Here is a 19,710-nt window from a genome sequence, read left to right on the forward strand (position 1 = left end):
TTTTATCTATTAAATTCTTTTAACATTGTTTTAGGTATATAAATGATATTATAAAAGTTGAAAATATGAAAACTACCAAACGCATAGGGTTATTACTTGGACCAATTATATTTATAATAATTCGGTTGTTTTTTTATCCAGAAGGCTTATCTAATAATGCAAATGGTATTTTAGCTTCAACAGTTTGGATTGCTATTTGGTGGATTACTGAAGCTATTCCAATTGCTGCCACAGCACTATTACCTATTGTATTATTTCCACTTACAGGAAGTTTAGATATTGGTTCAACTACTGCATCTTTTGGTCATAAATTTGTGTTTTTATATCTAGGTGGATTTATTATTGCTATAGCTATTGAAAAATGGAATTTACATAAACGTATAGCGCTTAACATCATCAATATTATCGGGTCTAATATCCAGAAAATCATTCTAGGCTTTATGCTTGCTACGGCTTTTTTATCCATGTGGATTTCTAATACAGCAACTTCAGTTATGATGCTTCCAATAGGAATAGCCATCATCAAACAATTAAAAGATAACCCTAGAACGGACGAAAATGAAAACTTAATTTTTGGAAAAGCCTTAATGCTCGCCATAGCTTATAGTGCTTCTATTGGAGGTATTGCAACTTTAATTGGCACACCTCCAAATTTAGTTTTAGCAGGAATTGTTTCAGAAACTTATGGTTATGAAATTACATTCTCACAGTGGTTTATATTCGGATTTCCAATATCTATTATTCTACTTTTTATCTGTTGGAAGTATTTAACCAAGTTTGCATTTATATTTAAACAAAAAGAATTCCCAGGCGGTAAACAAGAGATTAAACGATTACTAACTACCTTAGGAAAAATGACCTATGAAGAAAAAATTATCGCCATCGTTTTTGCCTTAACTGCATTTTGTTGGATCACACGGTCTTTTTTACTAAAAAAAATATTACCACAAATCGACGATACCATTATAGCCATTTTCTTTGCTGTTATCTTATTTATTATTCCCTCAAAAACAAAACATAAAAAGATATTAACTTGGAATGACACTAAGAATTTACCTTGGGGCATTATCCTTTTATTCGGAGGTGGAATGGCTTTAGCTAAAGGTTTTGAAACTAGTGGACTAGCCTTATGGATTGGAAATCAAATGACATCCCTTGAGGGGATAAGCACTATAATACTAATCTTATTGATCATTAGCGCAGTAAATTTCCTCACAGAAATTACATCAAACCTTGCTACAACAGCGATGCTTTTACCTGTTCTTGCACCAATGGCACTAACCATAGATGTTCATCCTTTTGTTTTAATGGTTGCGGCTGCAGTTGCTGCTTCTTGTGCGTTTATGCTTCCTGTTGCTACGCCTCCTAATGCTGTTGTATTTGGTTCTGGTTATTTACGCATTCCCGATATGGTAAGTAAAGGGGTTGTTATGAATATTATTTCAATTATAATACTAACACTGTTTGTGTATTTTGTACTTCCTGAATTATGGAATATTGTTATTGAAGGCTTTCCTGAGAGTCTAAAAAACTAGGTGTTATCATTTACAAATTCTAGTGCGCGTTTCTCATTGAAATAAATATTCTTTGGTGCAATAAAACCTGCATGCCCACCATAATTAGGCATTTCTAGGAATACATACGGATTATTTTTTGCCTCTTTAACAGGATAACATTCTGGCGATAAAAAAGAATCATTCAATGCATTTATTATTAAAGTTGGTAATTTTATATTAGGCAGAAATTGTAAACTACTACATCTCATGTAATAATCTAATGCATCTTCAAAACCATGAGCCTTGGCTGTATAAACATTATCAAAATCTGTTAGTGTTTTTATAGAATTGAACGCATCTGTAGTTAAAGACTCAGGAAATTGCTTTTGCTTTATTTTTAATCTTTTGAGAAGATGTTTTAAAAATCTATCATGATATAATTTGTTTTTAAAAGTATGCAACTCTTTTGCAGAACCTGTTAAGTAACAAGGCACAGAAACAGCTATAGCTGCTTTAATTTGATAAGGAAAAATATCTTCCTCTCCCAAATATTTTAAAATAACATTTGCTCCAAGACTTATACCTTTTAAATAAATTTCAGAATATGTTTTATTAGAAATAATATGTTTTATTACTGCCTTTAAATCTTTTGTTTCTCCTGAATGATAGCTGTAATATTTCAAATTATCCTCACCACTGCACCCTCTAAAGTTTATACAAACCGCATCTATACCATTTTCATTGAATAATTTTGCTGTACCAGTTATATAAGGACGTTGCCCGTTACCTTCTAAACCATGCAATAATATCACAAGCTTATCAGATTTTACCTTAGAAAAACTCCAATCTAAATCTAAAAAATCACCATCATTTAAAGTGATGCGCTCTCGCTTTTGTTTTAAAGAAACACGCCGAATTAAACCAGAATACACTGTTGAAATAAATCCATTTTTTAAATAAAATGGCGGTTTATAAGTTGATTCTACTATTGGCATTTTGGTTATTGGTTATTGGTTTTTGGTTATTGGTAAATAAGTTTATTCCAATTCTAAAGATGAAAATTTAAAATCTTTTCCGTTGAATAAGCCTTTATCACTCAGTTTTAAAGATGGAATTACTAACAATGCCATAAACGAAAGTGTCATGTAAGGAGCATTTAGTGTACAACCTAAAGATTTAGCCATATTATCCAATTCAGCATATTGATGCCCAATAGTCTCAGCATTTTTATCACTCATGATTCCTGCTACTGGAAGCGGTATTATTTTTTCTTTTGAATCAGAAACAGCACAAATACCACCTTTATTTTCAATAACTAAATTAACCGCTTTACAAATGGCTTCATCTGACACTCCAACAGCAATGATATTATGAGAGTCGTGGCCTACAGATGATGCAATAGCACCTTCATTTAACCCAAAATTTTTAATAAATGCTACTGCGGGTTTTTGATTTTGATAACGGTTTACTACCGTCATTTTTAGAATATCATTACCTGTATTCGATACTAAATTACCATTTTTAATAGTAGCTTCAGCGATTAATTCATTGGTTACCAATTGCCCCTCTAAAGCTTCAATAACCCGTATTTGTTTTGAAGATGATTCAAATTTAAAATCTGAAACTGATTTAGGGTCGCAATTAAAATTATTTATATTTTCGAATTCGGCAGACTTAATTAATGATTTCCCAGTATCAAAAACCAATTCGCCATCAATGTAAGTTTGAAGCGTTTTGAAATCTTTTAAGTCCTCTACTATTATAACATCAGCAACATCTCCAACTTGCAATAGCCCAACATCTAAACTGTAGTGCTTTACTGGATTAACACAAGCCGCTTGCAATACTTTAAACACATCTATACCTTTTGAAACTGCTCTGGCACACAATTGATTGATATGTCCCACAATTAAATCATCTGGATGCTTATCATCACTACAAAACATAATACGTTCAAAATACTCTGGCAATAAATCGATTAAAGCTTCAAAATTTTTGGCAGCACTCCCCTCACGGATTAAAATTTTCATGCCTTTTTGAAGTTTCTCTAAGGCTTCATCGAAAGTAAAACACTCATGATCGGTTGAGATTCCAGCGCTTATATATTTTGAAATATCTGCACCTCTAACTCCTGGCGCATGACCATCAACAGGCTTATTAAAATATTTTGCCCATTCTATTTTTTTCAATACCTCCGCATCATCAAATAATACGCCTGGGTAATTCATCATTTCTGCGAGATACTTGATGTCTGGCTTTTTCAATAAGCTTTTAATTCCTTCAGAATCTATAGTTGCTCCTGCTGATTCAAAATTGGTTGCAGGTACACAAGATGGTGCTCCAAAATTGAATTTAAACGGTACTTGCTTTCCGTTTTCTATCATAAACTCCACACCTTTAACGCCTAAAACATTGGCAATTTCATGTGGATCAGACACTGTAGCAACAGTACCATGTTTTACAGCTATTTTGGCAAATTCTGATGGTACCAACATAGAACTTTCTATGTGAATATGTGCATCTATAAAACCGGGCAAGATATAATGGTTTACATCATGTTGCTTTTCTTCAATAGATACTATTTTGTTACCTTCAATGGTTATTTCACCCTTAAAAATTCGCTTTTGCTGTATATCTACAATGTTACCCTTTAGTTTCATGATTATACTATGCATAGAAGCTTTTGAAATAACGAATTTACGAGGTTATTTTATGTATAAAAAACAAAAAGAATCAAACTTTCGTTCAATTCTTTTTTTATTCTAGCTACAGTAAAATGAAATACTATTTCCAGGTTACAACATCCTCAAGAGGTCTTCTTGTTTTTGGATGTTCTGGAGCTGCTTTTCTATGCCCAAAAGCGACCATATAAGACAATCCGTACTTAGTAGTGTCTACTCCAAACTTTTCTTGCAACAAAGCTTCTGTTTTTTCTTGATGAAAACCTTCTATTGGGCAACTATCTATACCATGTAATGCCGCAGCTGTCATCATATTTGCTAAAGCGATATACGTTTGTTTTGATGCCCAATCAAATAGCTTTTTATCGGTATCTAAGTCGAAATCTGTTTCTTGAAAGTTTTTATAAAAACCAGAATACATTTCTATAACATCTTCTGGGAAGTATTTTACATCTTTCATTATGTGCATAATATAATCTGCATCCCATTTTGTCATTGGTGCTTTCATGCTTAAACCCAAAACAAAATGGCTTGCTGTATCTAACTTTACAGGTGCACCCCATGCTACTGGTTTAAGTAATTCGCGCAATTCTTGGTCTTGAACTACAATAAAATGCCAAGGCTCGAAACCAAAAGAACTTGGTGATAAATTGGCTGTTTTTAGAATGAAATCGATATCATCTTTTGATAGTTTTTTTGTAGCATCAAACTCTTTTGTAGCATGCCTGAAATTAAATGCATTTAGGATTTCTTCTTTAGAAATATTAGGTGTTTTCATATTTAAATTTTTAACTATACTTTTTATAGTTGCAAACTTAAGTATAGTATTTTACCTTTGCAATAACGGTCATAAATGATAGTTATAAAAAATTTAAGAACATGTATACTTTTAAAGGTAAAACATACCCGTGTTGTACTAGCTTAACCATGGGTATTATTGGTGGTAAGTGGAAAACAGTTATTTTATATCATCTTATTAACAATACGTTACGTTATAACGAATTGCGAAAAGAAATACCATCGGTAACAGAACGCACCTTGAGTTTGCAATTAAAAACTTTAGAACATGATGGTTTAATTGAGCGTAAAGTTTATACTTCTAAACCACCTTTAAAGGTTGAGTATACATTGACGGATTTTGGTAAAAGTGTTATACCATTAATTCAATCTATAATCGATTGGGGCGAGTACGTTATTGAAAAACATGTGGAAAAGTAGTGTTGCTATTATTATAGATTCTTGCTTTCGTAGTAAAGATAAAATTGTTTTAATTTAATTGCGATTCTTTCTAGCTAAAGCACTTCGACTACGCTCAGTGTGACAGTATTAATTCAATCAGTATGGGAGTATTACTTCAATTCGATTTTTAGTATCTGTTTTGTGTTTTTTGTAACTTTAAAACGTTCATCTGCTCTTTTGTTTATTACCCAAACAATAGCATTTCCTGAGCATAATAGCCATGTGTTTTCTTTATCTAATAACGACAGTTTCTCGTCTTTAAAATACTTGCTGAGCTTCTTTTTACCTGTCATACCTAAAGGATAAAAGACATCGCCTTCTTGTCGTTTTCTAAGTTGTAATGGAAACTTTAATGTATCCTTATCAACGTAAATTATATGTTGTTCAGATTTTGAAATAGCATCCGCTTCATCAAAAAATAGTGTACCAAATGGAGTTTCTTTTTTTGCTTCGTGTTCTGAAATACTAATTTCTTTTACTACAGCTTTACTCTTAAACGGACTTAGCAATAACTGATCTCTGTTTTTAATAAGCCGATGTGTGTTAGATAATACTTGCTTACCTGTTTCTGCATCCAATAAATCAACCATATCATTCCACTCGGTAAATCCAAAACTTTTAAAGACTTCAAACATGTAGGCCTTTGGATTATTTACCTTTTTGAATTCTGAAATTTTGAATGTTATAAAATGCTCGTTCATAGTTTCAATAGCACGTTTTAAAACGGCATTGGTGCTTTCCTCAACAATGTCTGCGGTATCGTTAAGATTACTTAATGTAGTCTGGAAACTTTGTAATAAACTAGGATTGATTTCTTTTAAAATGGGAACTACCTCGTGGCGTAATTTATTTCTTAAATACTTTACAGATTTGTTACTGCTGTCTTCTCGCCATTTGATGTTATTAGCGGTTGCAAATGCTTCAATTTGCTCGCTTGAAAATGGTAATAACGGCCGTACAAATTTGTCGTTAATTTCAGGGATTCCTGTTAAACCTTCTAAACCTGTACCGCGGGTAAAATTGATTAAAAACGTTTCTAAATTATCATCGGCATGGTGTGCTGTTAAAATATAATCGAACTGTAATTGTTTAGATAATTCTTCAAACCAATTGTAGCGTAATTCCCTTGCTGCCATTTGGATGGAGCGTTTGTTATCTTTAGCGTAAGCTTCGGTATCAAAACGTTGTGTAAAGACTTCTATATTTAAATCTTCGGCGAGGTTTACTACGAAATCTTCATCGGCATCACTTTCTTTTCCTCGGAGATTAAAATTGCAATGCGCTAGTCCAACATTTAAATTAGCGCTATCACATAAATGGGTTAGCACCACACTATCAATACCTCCAGAAATGGCGATTAAAAATTTTCTTTCTTTTAAGAAAGGGAACTTTTTATCAATATGTTTTTTGAAATCTTGTTGCATACATCAAAGTTATTGAAATTAATAAGATGTGCGCAATAATTTATAAGTGATTAAATACAAGAATATATTATTGAACTCTAAAAAAATAATGTCCGTCTATTCCAGTTCGGATAAATACGGTGTTACAACTTTCAAACCTTATTTCGTCGTTTAACGTGTTGTAAGCCTCAAATATTTGAGCGTTATTTTCGGTATTTAGGTTAAACGCATTACTATAGGCGCTTACCACACAATAATCACCAGGTGTGTTAACTGAAACGCCTAATCTGTATTGGTAAAACTGATTGTTATCAGTGAGTTCGGGTATATAACTAATAGATTCTACACATGCGTTAAAAGTGAACAGCTCTCCGATATCAAAATTTATAGTGGCGTCTGTAAACACCTCTGCATTAAGATCTGTTTGATTGTTAAGTTTTAAAATAAATAACCCGTCAATAAACAACTCACTATCGGTTACTAACTCTATATTTTCGGTTTCAGAACAATTATCTATAAGCATGGAAGAAGTTTGCGCATTTAACCAAATGGTTTCATTTGCAGCGTAAGTTGTTGCTGTATTTTCAATATTTACCGTGTAGGCTTCTGGAGGTTCAAATCCGCAATTTTCTTCTTGGTCTTCTTCACATAAAACGGCCATAAAAAGTGGTGCTATGGCAACAAATTTTAAATACTTTTTCATAGATAGGTTTTTTGTCAAGATACATTAATTTGCAAAAGGTTGCGTGAAATGAACTTTTTAATTCTCCAAAACCTCACGCATAGCTTTAGCCTTAACCAAACACTCTTCGTATTCTTTTAACGGGTCGCTTTTTGCTGTAATCGCACCACCAACAGAGTAAGACACGTACTTTTTTGTAGCGTTATACAAGATACTTCTTATAACCACATTAAAATCGAAATCGCCATGAGGTGAAAAATAACCAATACCCCCAGAATATATACCACGCTTGGTTTCTTCAAGGTTTTCAATAATTTGCATTGCAGAGATTTTTGGCGCTCCAGTCATGCTTCCCATTGGAAATGTACTTTTTATAATATCTACAGGATGCGTTTCTGGATTTACTTTAGAGGTTACTGTAGAAATCATTTGATGTACTTGATCAAATGTGTAAATCTTGCATAATTCTTCCACCTTTACACTGCCTTTTAGTGCGGTTTTGGAGAGGTCATTACGCACTAAATCGACAATCATAATATTTTCACTACGTTCTTTCTCGTCTTGCTCTAGAGCTGTTTTTAGCCTTTTATCTTCATCTTGATTATCAGAGCGTTTTGCTGTACCTTTTATAGGTTGAGAAATTATGGTTCCACCCTCTTTTTTAATATAGCGTTCTGGTGAAGCTCCTAAAATAAATTTATCTTCTAATTTAATAAAAGAAGCAAATGGTGGTTTTGATATTTTGTTGAGTTTCTGATACGTTTCTAAGGGGTTTATTTTTGTGTTTTCGGCATAAAACTCCTGACAAAAATTGGCTTCATAAATATTACCACGATGGATGTGTTCTAACATGGCATTCACTTTATCAAAATAGGCATCTTTATGAATGCGAAGCTTAATTTTTATATCTGAAAACACTTTACCTCTAGCAAGGTCTTTGGCTTGTCGTATATCAAACAAATCATCTTCAATATCATCGGCTACAACGTTTAAATATTGAATCTCAACCTGGTTGTTTTTAATTAGAAACACTTTTTTAGGTTGAAAAAAACATAAATCTGAGAACCCTAATCCATCAAAATTTTCCGATTTTAAGTGTTCTATATCATTCTTTAAATCGTATCCCAAATAACCAAAAATCCAGTCTTTCGTATAGCTTTGATATTCTTTAAGTTTCTCAAAACCTTGGTAGTAATCGGTTTTAATAGATGTAAAAGCATCTACCGCTAAAACGGCATCATAACTTGTAAATTTCTGCTCGTAATTATTGGAGTCTAACCAAACCACGTCATCAAATTGCTGTGCCCAAATTAGTAACAGATTTTTAAACTTGGTAACGTCTTTAAGTTTATGAATTTGTGTTGTTCTCAAATAAAATTATTATAAAGAATGCCTCATCTAAATTAATTTTTCTCATTTTCGGTTAAAGAAAAAAAGTTAAAACGAATTCTAAGCAAAGTTACTTAGAATACTTAAAAAATTAAGACTTTTGTACAAAATACCAATTAGTATGTTTTCAATACAAAACGATAAATTAAAAATAGCTGTACAAGATGTTGGTGCTGAGTTATGTAAAATTACTTCTGTAAAACATAATACCGATTTTATGTGGCATGCAGACCCAAATGTTTGGGGAAGTTTTGCTCCTAACCTCTTCCCCATTATTGGCGCTTTAAAAAATGATTCTTATACATTTGAAGGTAAAACATATACCCTTCCAAAACACGGGTTTGTTAGACACAACAAAGCTATAACGCTACATAAGCAAACCAAAAACAGTTTAATATTCAAACTAACATCAAACACAGATACTCTCAAGCACTATCCGTTTAAGTTTGAATTTTACATAAGCTATACTTTAAATAATAATGTACTTGAGGTAAAGCATACTATTAAAAATACAGATAATAAAACCATGTATTTCTCTGTTGGTGGGCACCCAGCGTTTAAATGTCCTGTGTTTGAAAACGAGAACTACGAAGACTATGTTTTAGAATTTGAAAAAGAAGAAAATTCTAAAAGGCATTTAATAAACATGGAAAATGGGCTCATATCTTCTAAAACAGAAGAGGTATTTAATAATCCTAAAAAAATTCTATTAACGCACAATCTTTTCAATACAGATGCATTGGTTTTTAAAGATACTAAGTCACGCAAAATAACATTAAAAAGTACTAAAAAAGGCGCCATTATTTCGGTTCATTTTAAAGGTTTTCCATATTTAGGCATTTGGGCAAAACCCAATGGTAATTTTGTTTGTATAGAACCTTGGTTAGGCGTTGCAGATAGCGAAACAACCAATCAAAAATTAGAAGATAAAGTAGGTATTTTAAGTTTAGCTTCCCATAAAACCTTCGAAGCTGCTTACAGTATAGAAATACACAATACGCATGTAGTCTAAACAGAATAATAAGCTTAACTTTGCTGGCTAAATAGCACTACTTTGACTTTTAATCTGTTAGTCGTTATTTTAAAAATAAGAACAGATTAAATTCACCATTAAAAAACTCAGATCATATCATAATATAGTATGGCTCATTTCAAGGATTTAAATTTAAACACACCGCTTTTTAATGCCCTAGACGATTTAGGCTACACCACGCCTACACCCATTCAAGAGCAAGCGTTTAATGTAGTAGCCTCTGGAAAAGATGTGGTTGGTATTGCACAAACAGGTACAGGAAAAACCTTTGCCTATATGTTGCCTATTCTTAAAAACTTAAAATATTCCACTCAAGATAATCCTCGGGTTTTGGTTTTAGTACCAACGCGTGAGTTGGTGGTACAGGTGGTAGATGAGATTGAAAAACTATCCAAATACATTAACAATCGTGTTTTGGGTGTTTATGGTGGCACAAATATAAATACACAAAAACAAGCCGTAGCGCAAGGTTTAGATATAATTGTAGCCACTCCAGGGCGTTTGTACGATTTGGCTGTAAGCCGAGTATTGCAACTAAAATCTATACAAAAACTGGTGATTGATGAAGTAGATATTATGCTCGATTTAGGTTTCAGGCACCAACTTATCAATATTTTTGATATCCTACCCCAACGCCGACAAAACATCATGTTTTCGGCAACCATGACGCAAGATGTCGATTTGCTAATTAACGATTTCTTTAAAAGTCCAGAGCGCGTTTCTATAGCCATATCTGGTACACCTTTAGATAATATCTCGCAACAGCGTTACCATGTGCCTAACTTTTACACCAAAGTAAATTTGCTGGTGCATTTATTAAATGACACCGAACAGTATAACAAAGTTTTAATTTTTGTGGCCTTCAAACGAATGGCAGACCGTTTGTTTAATAAGTTAGACGAATTCTTTAAAGAAGAACTCTGCGTGATCCACTCCAATAAGACCCAGAATTACAGATTGCGAAGTATCGAGCAATTTAGAACTGGCGAAAACCGTATTTTAATAGCCACCGATGTTATGGCGCGTGGTTTAGATATTGATAATGTATCGCACGTTATTAATTTCGATACACCAGATTTTCCAGAAAACTACATGCATCGTATTGGTAGAACAGGACGTGCCGAACGTAAAGGCGAAGCTTTAGTGTTTTCTACAGAAAAGGAACAAGAAGCCATTGCCAACATAGAAGGCTTAATGAAAATGACGATTCCTGTTTTAGAGCTTCCCGAAACCGTTGAAATTTCTACCGAACTTATAGAAGAAGAACGCCCACAAATAAAAGAGCGCAACAACCCGCATAAACGCAGAGACGAAGATGCGCCAGGGCCAGCCTTTCATGAGAAATCCGAGAAAAACTCTAAAGAAAACCTCGGTGGAAGCTATAAATTCAAAATAGCTGCCAAGTATAAAAAGCCTAAAACACGAGGCGATAAAAATTATAACAAACGGAATAAGAGAAAATAAGTCGCAGTCTCAATTTTTCAGTTGGGCGTTACCTATATCCTGAATTTAGTTCAGGACCTAGGTCGGGCTTTTTGCTATATCTTTTTAAAACGTCATTGTGAGGAGCGATCGACGTGGCAATCTGTTAAAATTCAGTTCTAAACCTAATTCATTACATCTAAAGCTTTAAAAAGGATGCCGCTTCAATCCCTAACGCACTTATCCGCTAAATTCAGTTTTAAATTATTTGGGTTTGGATATTTGCAAGTTTTTTGCATTGTTTACTCGAAACGCCACTAGTTGGAAACTAGCGGTAGCGTGAGGTTGGGCTTTTATTCATGCATTTCTATTTTGAATTATTGAATTCATGAACATAAATGTTTCGCTATATCTTTTTAAAACGTCATTGTGAGGAGCAAGCGACGTGGCAATCTGTTAAAATCCAGTTCTATACCTAATTCATTACATCTAAAGCTTTAAAAAGGATGCCGCTGCAATCCCTAACGCAAGTATCCGCCAAATTCAGTTTTAGATTATTTGGGGGTTGGGTGTTTGCGAGTTTTTTTGCATTGCTTACTCGAAACGCCACTAGTTATAAACTAGCGGTAGCTGAGGTCGGGCTTTTATTCATGCATTTCTATTTTGAATTATTGAATTCATGAACATAAATGTTTCGCTATATCTTTTTAAAACGTCATGGCAAGGAGCGAGCGACGTGGCAATCTGTTAAACCTAGTTCTAAACCTAATTCATTACATCTAAAGCTTTAAAAAGGATGCCGCTGCAATCCCTAACGCACTTATCCGCTAAATTCAGTTCTTATTAAGTATTTTTGTCATTCCTGCGCAGGCAGGAATCCATTTTCAAAGACAAGTGTAAATGCACAAAAACATACACCAATATTACCTATATATACTTTCCAACAAAAAGAACGGAACCTTATACATTGGTGTTACAAACGACTTAGAACGAAGAATGTTCGAACACAAAAACAAACTCGTTGAAGGTTTTACTTCAAAATACGGACTAGATAAACTTATGTATTTTGAAACTTACCAATATGTAAACGATGCCATAAAGCGTGAAAAAAATATGAAGAAATGGAAACGCCAATGGAAAATTAATTTAATTGAAGAAGATAATGCAAACTGGGAAGATTTATCTGCAGATTGGACGTATTTAATTGATTGATTTTATTCTGGATTCCTGCCTGCGCAGGAATGACAGAACTTCAGTTTAATCACTATATTTTTATGTTATACTTATTTACTATTTTTAATAAAACTTACAATATCTTCGATAAAACCTTTTGCTTTATTTATTTCAAGTATATAAGAACTGGGGTGACCACAATGATTTCTTGTATCTAAATTATTATCCATTTGAATTTTTTGGTGCTTTGAGAGTACCTTTAACTCTAAAGCAAGCTTTAGAAGATTCATCTCTTTAATCGTCTCAAAATCTGTTATTTTTGAAAATTTCTTAGTGAATTTCAATTTCATAGCTGCAGTATTTATTTCCTTAAAACCCAATTCTACACATCTATTTTGTAAGATTCTAATAAACGCTGACCATGAAAATACAATTCCAGCTTTTAATGCACCTATTCTAAAACATTGAATAGCCTCTAACAAATACTCTTGCTCATCTTTTTCCTTTAGCGTGAAAATTATTTTTTCAAGATCCTGCATTTCAGGCTCAATAATACTTGGCTTATTTACAAATTTATCTAACGGGGTAAAGTCTATTTTGATGTTCCCATGAAATATTTTAGTATACTTCTTAATACTATCAAAATGATAAATATCTAGTGATTCCAAAATAACTATCATTGGTATGCCTAAATTAAGCATATGTTTTATATAACTCCTTTTAAGAGCTTTAATAACAGACGCACTTGATATACCTGCTTCTTCAAAAGATTTTTTAATTACTTTTTCTGAACTTGCCCTACTATATCTTAATTTAGGCTTAGTAGATTCTATCAAATATTGCTTTGGCTTTTCTTTACAGCTTTTCCAATATTCATCAAGATAATCTACTATCTTTTTTGATATAAATACTTTTCGAATTGAGTCCGAATTATTTTTCCTAATACGAATATGGAATGGAGGTTTTTTTGTATTTAAATCGGATAATTCAATATTTAATAATTCACTTAAATCAAGACAACAAGCATAAACTAGCACGAAAATGACTCTATGCTTAGGGTTTCTAAAATTATCAATCATTAAAAAAATCTCTTCTTGACTTAATATATCAATATCTTTTATCGAAGCTTTTGGTAAGTTCTTCCTGTATATTACATAACTCTTTTTATGTATATGATTATAATAATACTCTGCAACTTGAATAAATTGAATTATTAGACTTCGTGAATCTTTTCGATTTATTAAGATTTTGATGTAATTGTTTAGTTCTAATTCAGATATATTTATTGGTTCTGTAGCTGGGTAATATTTTATCAAATCTATAAACCGTTTAGTATATAAATTTATGGTTCTATTATTTGAATATCTGATTTTAAGATATTTTTTTATTTCTAACTCAGCTTTTACTAAATCTACCACAGAATTTTGTTCTTTTAAATACATGTGTCTAATCCTTCAAAATTATTACTTTACTTACAAAATCTACAACAAACTTATAAACACTTGTAAACAAATGAAATCTGGATTCCTGCCTGCGCAGGAATGACAAAAAGGAATATTGCGTATTTTAAAGTTAATAATCTGTAAACCGTTATTTAATCAAAAAATTCCTCAATGTTTCTAGAATTAATATAATGAGTTCTGTCATTCCTGCGAAGGCAGGAATCCACAAATACAAAACTTAAACAAAAAAATCCCCTTTTCAAATACATGAAAAAGAGATTTTTTTAAGTTGCTTGGTTTCTTGATTGATGAAGAACCTTTACCCTACTAGCTTTTCTGTAATGCTTTTAAAATAATAATACCAATGCGTGGTAATATAAATGTTACGGCGCCAAAAACGGTTGTTAAAAAAGAAACTTTTAGTCCGCCAGCCATCATACCTTGGCTTACATCACCTATGGCTTCAATAGCATCAAACGCCGTAATCATGCCTATAATAGACCCTAGAAACCCAAATACCAAACCTAGAATACTGGCATCGGACGCTAAACTGGTCATTTTTTTAGATTTGGCTGCATCTTTTTTAAGGTTTATAAATCCCATAACTAGAAAAAATAAGGCTAATAATAGGCATATTAAAATAAGTGACATAAATACGGGGCCGCCTTCCATAAAACGGTCTGCAAAAACATTTAAAGAAATAACTGATGATACATTCATAATAATGGTTTTAATTAAACATGCTACAAACATAAAGGCTTAAGCTGTGGTAAAATTTAAAATGCGACGGATGACGAATTTAGCAATTAAAATAACATAACGTTAAATCCATTGTTAATCTGGTTATTCGTCTACAAAACAAAAAACCACAACAAATTTGTATTATTATTGTAATGATGTTTACATTACGCTTCATATTAAAAAAGATAGGACAGATTCTATTACACGTTATATTTTGGTATGGCGTGCTCTTGTTTTATACCTACTTTTTTGGTGTGGATAGTAGCGATTATAGCTATGTTAGAAACTTTTCATTTTTTTTAATGCCCATAACCATTGCTACAACTTATGTGTTTATTTATAAAATAATACTCGATTATTTAATCCCGAAACGCTACTTTTTATTTGGTCTCTACAGCCTCTACGTGTTTATAATTTCGGCATACCTTATTGTGATCTCTGTGTTTTATGGGCTTGTTTATCTTTCAAATTTCGAGCATACAAACATGGCACCCATTAGCAAAAGCTTACTATTTGTAGCTATTAGCGTGTATTTAGTGGTTATAATTGTTAGTGCGTTTAAGCTTTTAAAACTAAACTTAAAACATGCTGAAGACACCAAAAAACTGGAAACCAAAATTTTAGAAACCCAATTAAAACTAAAAGAACAAGAACTGAATTACTTAAAGATGCAGATTCATCCGCATTTTCTTTTTAATACATTAAACACCATGTATGGTTTTGCTTTAAAGAAAGCTGATGAAACACCAGAAATGATTTTAAAGCTTTCAAACTTGTTAGACTATTTATTATATCAGGTTGATAAACCTTTTGTGGCGTTGCAAGATGAAATTAATCATATTGATGATTATATTGAGTTGGAAAAAATGCGTTTTAATGATACGCTTCAAATTAATTTTGAAACCAAAAATATTTTAGAAGACGTAAAAATTCCTCCCATGCTCATGCTTCCATTTATTGAAAACAGCTTTAAACACGGGAGTTTAAAAAACGGGACACTTCATATTAACATTAAACTGTATTGTGAAGACAAAAACATATTTTTTGACATTGATAATACTACCAGCGATAATCTTACATCTAAAAATGGTATTGGTTTAGAAAATATAAAGAAGCGATTAAACCTATTATATAAAGATAAGCACCAACTTGATATTGAACATACAAATGGAATATTTAAAGTCCATTTAAAACTCATGACCAATTAATGCAAGAAAGCAAAAACATATCGTGTATAATTGTGGATGATGAGGCTATTGCAAGAGACGTTATTGCAACGCATTTGGCTAAAATACCGCATATAGAAATAGTTGCTAGGTGTAATAATGCCATTGAAGCTTTTAATGTGCTAAGAACCCACACCATCAATTTAATTTTTTTAGATATTAATATGCCCGAAATATCAGGTATATCCTTTGCTAAATCTATAAATAAGGATGTGAAAATTATTTTTACAACAGCTTATAGAGATTTTGCTGTTGAGGGTTTTGAACTGCAAGCTATAGATTATTTGATGAAACCTATTTCTTTTGAAAGGTTATTAAAAGCAGTAAATACTTATTATGATGTTTACGCATCAATCGAAACAACCACAGCCACAAAAGTTGACCCGAATGATTTTATGTTTGTTCGAGCCGATAGACGCATGATTAAAATAGATTTTGAATCTATAATCTACATTGAAAGTTACAGCGATTATATAAAAATTCATTTAGCCAATGAAACTATAGTGACTAGAGAAACAATAAGTGCCATTGAAGCAAAACTACCAAACAAACGTTTTTTACGAATTCATCGTTCTTATATCATTGCCTTAAAACACATTACGTCTTTTACCAACGAGGAAATAACAATTAATAATACCGCACTTACAATAAGTAGAAGTTATAAAAAAGGCGTTTTAGAAGTACTAGAAAAATTTTAGTGAAGATTAGTCCTTTTAAAATCTCTTGAAAAGCTAAAATAGATTCAAGAGATTTTTAATACTTATATGCCTTGATTAATTATACAATAAACGCTTGATAACACCAGACTTGGTTCTTAAAATATAAATACCTTTAGAGAACGCAGAAATGTCTACTTGATCTCCTGTTCCTTGTGATACCTCTACCCCTAATAAAGAGTAGACTTTCCAAGTTTTTGGAGTACTTAAATTAAACTTACCATTTTTACTAGGTATGGAGTATACTTTAAAATCTTCAGCACTCGTAACCTCGTCAATACTTAATGCACCTACTTTATTGATGGTTACATAATCGTAAGTAGGTCCTGCTCCACCCACAGGAATTTTTAATTCTAAAACCCATTTCCCTTCGGTTAAGGTAAATACGCTTGAAGTATAATCACCATATACTGTGGCACCGCTTCCATCTGTAATTTTTCTAATACCAGAAGTAGTAGAACCATTTGGCGCTGTAAAAAGGTTTGTTTTGGACGTTAATTGCTGATTTAAGATTGAGGCTTCAAAAGGTTTTGAGTTATTAGAGAGCGTTCTATAATTTACCAACATTTCGTAGTCTCCAGTTTCGGTAACATCTACGGTATACCTTGTGTATTCATTACCAACAACACTAGACACTACAAAACCCGTACCTCCTGTTGTGATATCTACATCTTCACCAGCACCAGTACGATATGCTCCACCCACGTTTCCTAGTGTAGAATCTGAAAAGGCAACACCGGCGCCTCCTGTATCGTAGTCTTCAAATTGAATTATTCCAGGTATGGTACGCGTTACATTATTATAAGGTCGTGATGGAAAATCGTTACTCGTAATATTTATAACTGTTTCGGCTGTTCTATTGTCTGTATGGGTTAGTACTAATTTTAGCTCGTAATCACCTGCTGCTATATTTTCTAGAGCAGTATCGTTTTGTCCATCAAAACCCCAAGTAAACGGTGCACTAGTGATACTTCGCACTAAAACATTATTGACAAATAAATCTACACTCGCAATTTCAGAGGCACTTAGTGCTATTGATGCTTCAACTTCTATATCTTCTCCTGGTAAAACATTATCAGCATTTCCTGGTGATAAAAATACAGGAGCTTGTAACGGTATCAGTAAATCAACATTAACCTTATCTAAATTAAGTACCCCATTTATTGCATTGATACGTAATGTATGTATGCCTTTAGTTAAAGGCACATTAAACCGTGTACTACTTTGAAAATCTAATGCACTTGCAGTTTGTGATAATGCAAAATCATTAAAAGCTACATCATTATCTATCTCTATGCCGATTATAGCATCAGCAACTTCTGAAGCATAAATAAATTCAAAATTATAGGTGTTTGTATTTAAAACATTTACTGTGTATTCTAACCAATCACCACTTTGCATATTATTTATATAGGTAATATCGTTATCCGTAGCAACACCAAGAGCTGTAGATGATGAAAAACTTTCGGCCTCAATAATTCCAGATATTGCTTGTGCATTCTCATTGAGATATATTCCAGAAATTTTACTTACCGATAATGGTGGTAAAATAATAGTGCCTGTACCCTGTTTTATTAATTGCAATTGATTTGAAAAATAATCTACTGGTGCTACAGGTCCTAAATTTTCAAACACCAATGCTTCATGATTAAAAGCGCCTGTATATTCAATATCATCAAACTTCAATTCGAATTCTACAGGTTTATCTGTTAAATTAACAGCCATTATTTTTGTTTCTCCATTTTTTGTAGTTGCCCTTGCATTTACTGCCTTTACAGAACCCCTTGGCACTGTTAAATCTGTAGAAGCTGTAACTGTACCAGATAACATTATAGCATCTCTGTATACATCTTGTATAATTTCATAAGTAGATAAATAGCCTCTTTTTTGTAATGGATATATAGGTTGTCTTTGTGGAGAAACAACCACCATAGCGTTTAAAATTCTATTAAAACTAAACCAGTTGGCTCTCTCATAGATATCTTGATTTTCTGCCATATACATATAAACATCTGCTAGTCCTAAACATGCGCCAGCATGAACGTCGCTACCTGCAGAAACCCCCCATTCAGTTAACCATACTGGCTTTCCAGGTGCAAAATTATCTCTCACCCAATTAACGTCTTCAGCTAATTCTAACTTAGCAGTTAATAATGCACTGTATGCACTATTACTTTCTCCAGGAATATCAGGATCAGCGCCTAAATACTTATGTACAGTAATGGCATCAAAATAATTGCCATCTCCTATAATTTCATTATTATAACCAGCTTGACTTCGTCTCCAACCTAAAGGAATAGATAATTTAATATCTGGAAATTCGGCCTTTAATGCTGTTGATACCTCAGTAGCTGCGGATAAATATAAAGCTGGTGTTGCAGTTCTATTAGCACGCTGGTTTTTCCAAAAATGCTCGTTTCCTAACTCAATAGCTTTTACTTCTAAACCTAAACCAATATCCTTTTGTGCTCTAGCAACACTACTAGCACCATCATCAAAATTAACACTGTAAGTCCACATCATGTCATAGCCTTGTCCACCAGTAACAGCTTTTCTATCTGTATTTAAAGACGCGATACCACCTATATGCCCTTTTATACTTCTAACATATACATCTAAAACATCTTGATGGCTTCCATTATCATAATCATCTTGTTGATAAGTATCATCTTGCCATTCATAAAAATTAGCCCAAACACCGTGTGGAAATCTTATAGTTACTGGGTTTACTAATTTTATAAAATCTTTTTGTAATTGCGTATTAAAACCTTCAATATTATAGCCTATAATTTTGTTATTAAAAGGCTCTGTATTGGTAGTTTCTACATTTAAGGATGCCGTTATAGTATTTGGCGTGTTAAATGGATATTGTTGAGCAAAAAGTTTTAATGAAAAACCGTTTAAGACGAGTAGTAATAATAAAATTTGTAACTTGGATACTTTCCTAAGTGTAATTGTTGTCATGCTTTCTCTTTTTCAATTTTTTAAAAAGTATGCATTCAATACTAAATGCACATTTTTCCGAAGATACTAAAGTAAAAGAGCCTTAGTGTCATGTAGTGTACTG

The 19,710-nt window shown here is 32.6% G+C and carries 16 protein-coding genes; 7 read left to right on the forward strand and 9 right to left on the reverse strand.

The genetic code is table 11. From position 1 onward, the window contains the following. Positions 1-65: 65 nt before the first annotated feature. Positions 66-1,535: a DASS family sodium-coupled anion symporter gene (locus Q0772_RS08785; protein ID WP_298343097.1), complete on the forward strand. Its 1,470-nt coding sequence runs from the start codon at positions 66-68 to the stop codon at positions 1,533-1,535. On the opposite strand, the gene Q0772_RS08790 is transcribed toward Q0772_RS08785, so the two are convergent. From Q0772_RS08790 to Q0772_RS08800, 3 genes are all read right to left on the reverse strand, one after another. Beyond that, the gene (locus Q0772_RS08790; RefSeq protein ID WP_298343100.1) at positions 1,532-2,491 is read right to left on the reverse strand and encodes an alpha/beta fold hydrolase; all 960 of its coding nucleotides are present in this window, start codon (positions 2,489-2,491) and stop codon (positions 1,532-1,534) included. The genes Q0772_RS08785 and Q0772_RS08790 overlap by 4 nt on opposite strands. A gap of 42 nt (positions 2,492-2,533) precedes the next feature. Beyond that, positions 2,534-4,156: an adenine deaminase gene (ade, locus tag Q0772_RS08795; RefSeq protein ID WP_298343103.1), complete on the reverse strand. Its 1,623-nt coding sequence runs from the start codon at positions 4,154-4,156 to the stop codon at positions 2,534-2,536. A gap of 124 nt (positions 4,157-4,280) precedes the next feature. After that, the gene (locus tag Q0772_RS08800; protein ID WP_298343107.1) at positions 4,281-4,955 is read right to left on the reverse strand and encodes an NAD(P)H-dependent oxidoreductase; all 675 of its coding nucleotides are present in this window, start codon (positions 4,953-4,955) and stop codon (positions 4,281-4,283) included. A 101-nt stretch (positions 4,956-5,056) separates the two neighbouring features. Between Q0772_RS08800 and Q0772_RS08805 the strand changes: the two genes are divergently transcribed. Continuing rightward, positions 5,057-5,395: a winged helix-turn-helix transcriptional regulator gene (locus tag Q0772_RS08805; protein WP_298343109.1), complete on the forward strand. Its 339-nt coding sequence runs from the start codon at positions 5,057-5,059 to the stop codon at positions 5,393-5,395. A gap of 131 nt (positions 5,396-5,526) precedes the next feature. Here Q0772_RS08805 and tilS read toward each other — a convergent pair whose 3' ends face one another. The 3 genes from tilS to pabB form a co-directional block, all read right to left on the reverse strand. Then, positions 5,527-6,840, reverse strand: a complete 1,314-nt coding sequence (gene tilS, locus Q0772_RS08810) for a tRNA lysidine(34) synthetase TilS (RefSeq protein WP_298343113.1) — start codon at positions 6,838-6,840, stop codon at positions 5,527-5,529. A gap of 67 nt (positions 6,841-6,907) precedes the next feature. Continuing rightward, the gene (locus Q0772_RS08815; protein WP_298343116.1) at positions 6,908-7,522 is read right to left on the reverse strand and encodes a hypothetical protein; all 615 of its coding nucleotides are present in this window, start codon (positions 7,520-7,522) and stop codon (positions 6,908-6,910) included. 57 nt (positions 7,523-7,579) lie between these two features. Beyond that, complete coding sequence (pabB, locus tag Q0772_RS08820; protein ID WP_298343118.1) at positions 7,580-8,872, reverse strand: aminodeoxychorismate synthase component I; 1,293 nt, start codon at positions 8,870-8,872, stop codon at positions 7,580-7,582. 139 nt (positions 8,873-9,011) lie between these two features. Here pabB and Q0772_RS08825 point away from each other — a divergent pair, with 139 nt between their 5' ends. From Q0772_RS08825 to Q0772_RS08835, 3 genes are all read left to right on the forward strand, one after another. Next, complete coding sequence (locus Q0772_RS08825; protein ID WP_298343122.1) at positions 9,012-9,902, forward strand: aldose 1-epimerase family protein; 891 nt, start codon at positions 9,012-9,014, stop codon at positions 9,900-9,902. Positions 9,903-10,031: 129 nt separating this feature from the next. After that, the gene (locus Q0772_RS08830) at positions 10,032-11,387 is read left to right on the forward strand and encodes a DEAD/DEAH box helicase (RefSeq protein WP_298343124.1); all 1,356 of its coding nucleotides are present in this window, start codon (positions 10,032-10,034) and stop codon (positions 11,385-11,387) included. Positions 11,388-12,245: 858 nt separating this feature from the next. Continuing rightward, positions 12,246-12,557, forward strand: a complete 312-nt coding sequence (locus tag Q0772_RS08835; RefSeq protein ID WP_298343127.1) for a GIY-YIG nuclease family protein — start codon at positions 12,246-12,248, stop codon at positions 12,555-12,557. Between the two features lie 71 nt (positions 12,558-12,628). Here Q0772_RS08835 and Q0772_RS08840 read toward each other — a convergent pair whose 3' ends face one another. Beyond that, entirely contained in the window at positions 12,629-13,960 is a 1,332-nt protein-coding gene (locus Q0772_RS08840; RefSeq protein ID WP_298343130.1) for a tyrosine-type recombinase/integrase, read from the reverse strand. A gap of 327 nt (positions 13,961-14,287) precedes the next feature. Then, a complete protein-coding gene (locus Q0772_RS08845; protein ID WP_298343132.1) occupies positions 14,288-14,680 on the reverse strand; it encodes a MotA/TolQ/ExbB proton channel family protein in 393 nt (130 codons plus the stop codon). 173 nt (positions 14,681-14,853) lie between these two features. Here Q0772_RS08845 and Q0772_RS08850 point away from each other — a divergent pair, with 173 nt between their 5' ends. Together Q0772_RS08850 and Q0772_RS08855 are read left to right on the forward strand one after the other, a co-directional pair. Next, positions 14,854-15,909: a histidine kinase gene (locus Q0772_RS08850; RefSeq protein ID WP_298343134.1), complete on the forward strand. Its 1,056-nt coding sequence runs from the start codon at positions 14,854-14,856 to the stop codon at positions 15,907-15,909. Continuing rightward, complete coding sequence (locus Q0772_RS08855; RefSeq protein WP_298343137.1) at positions 15,909-16,625, forward strand: LytTR family DNA-binding domain-containing protein; 717 nt, start codon at positions 15,909-15,911, stop codon at positions 16,623-16,625. Before Q0772_RS08850 ends, Q0772_RS08855 begins: the two co-directional genes overlap by 1 nt. A 75-nt stretch (positions 16,626-16,700) precedes the next feature. On the opposite strand, the gene Q0772_RS08860 is transcribed toward Q0772_RS08855, so the two are convergent. Continuing rightward, the gene (locus tag Q0772_RS08860) at positions 16,701-19,607 is read right to left on the reverse strand and encodes a carbohydrate-binding domain-containing protein (protein ID WP_298343140.1); all 2,907 of its coding nucleotides are present in this window, start codon (positions 19,605-19,607) and stop codon (positions 16,701-16,703) included. Between the last annotated feature and the right edge of the window lie 103 nt (positions 19,608-19,710).

The organism is uncultured Algibacter sp. (assembly GCF_947490405.1).
GTDB lineage: Bacteria > Bacteroidota > Bacteroidia > Flavobacteriales > Flavobacteriaceae > Algibacter_B.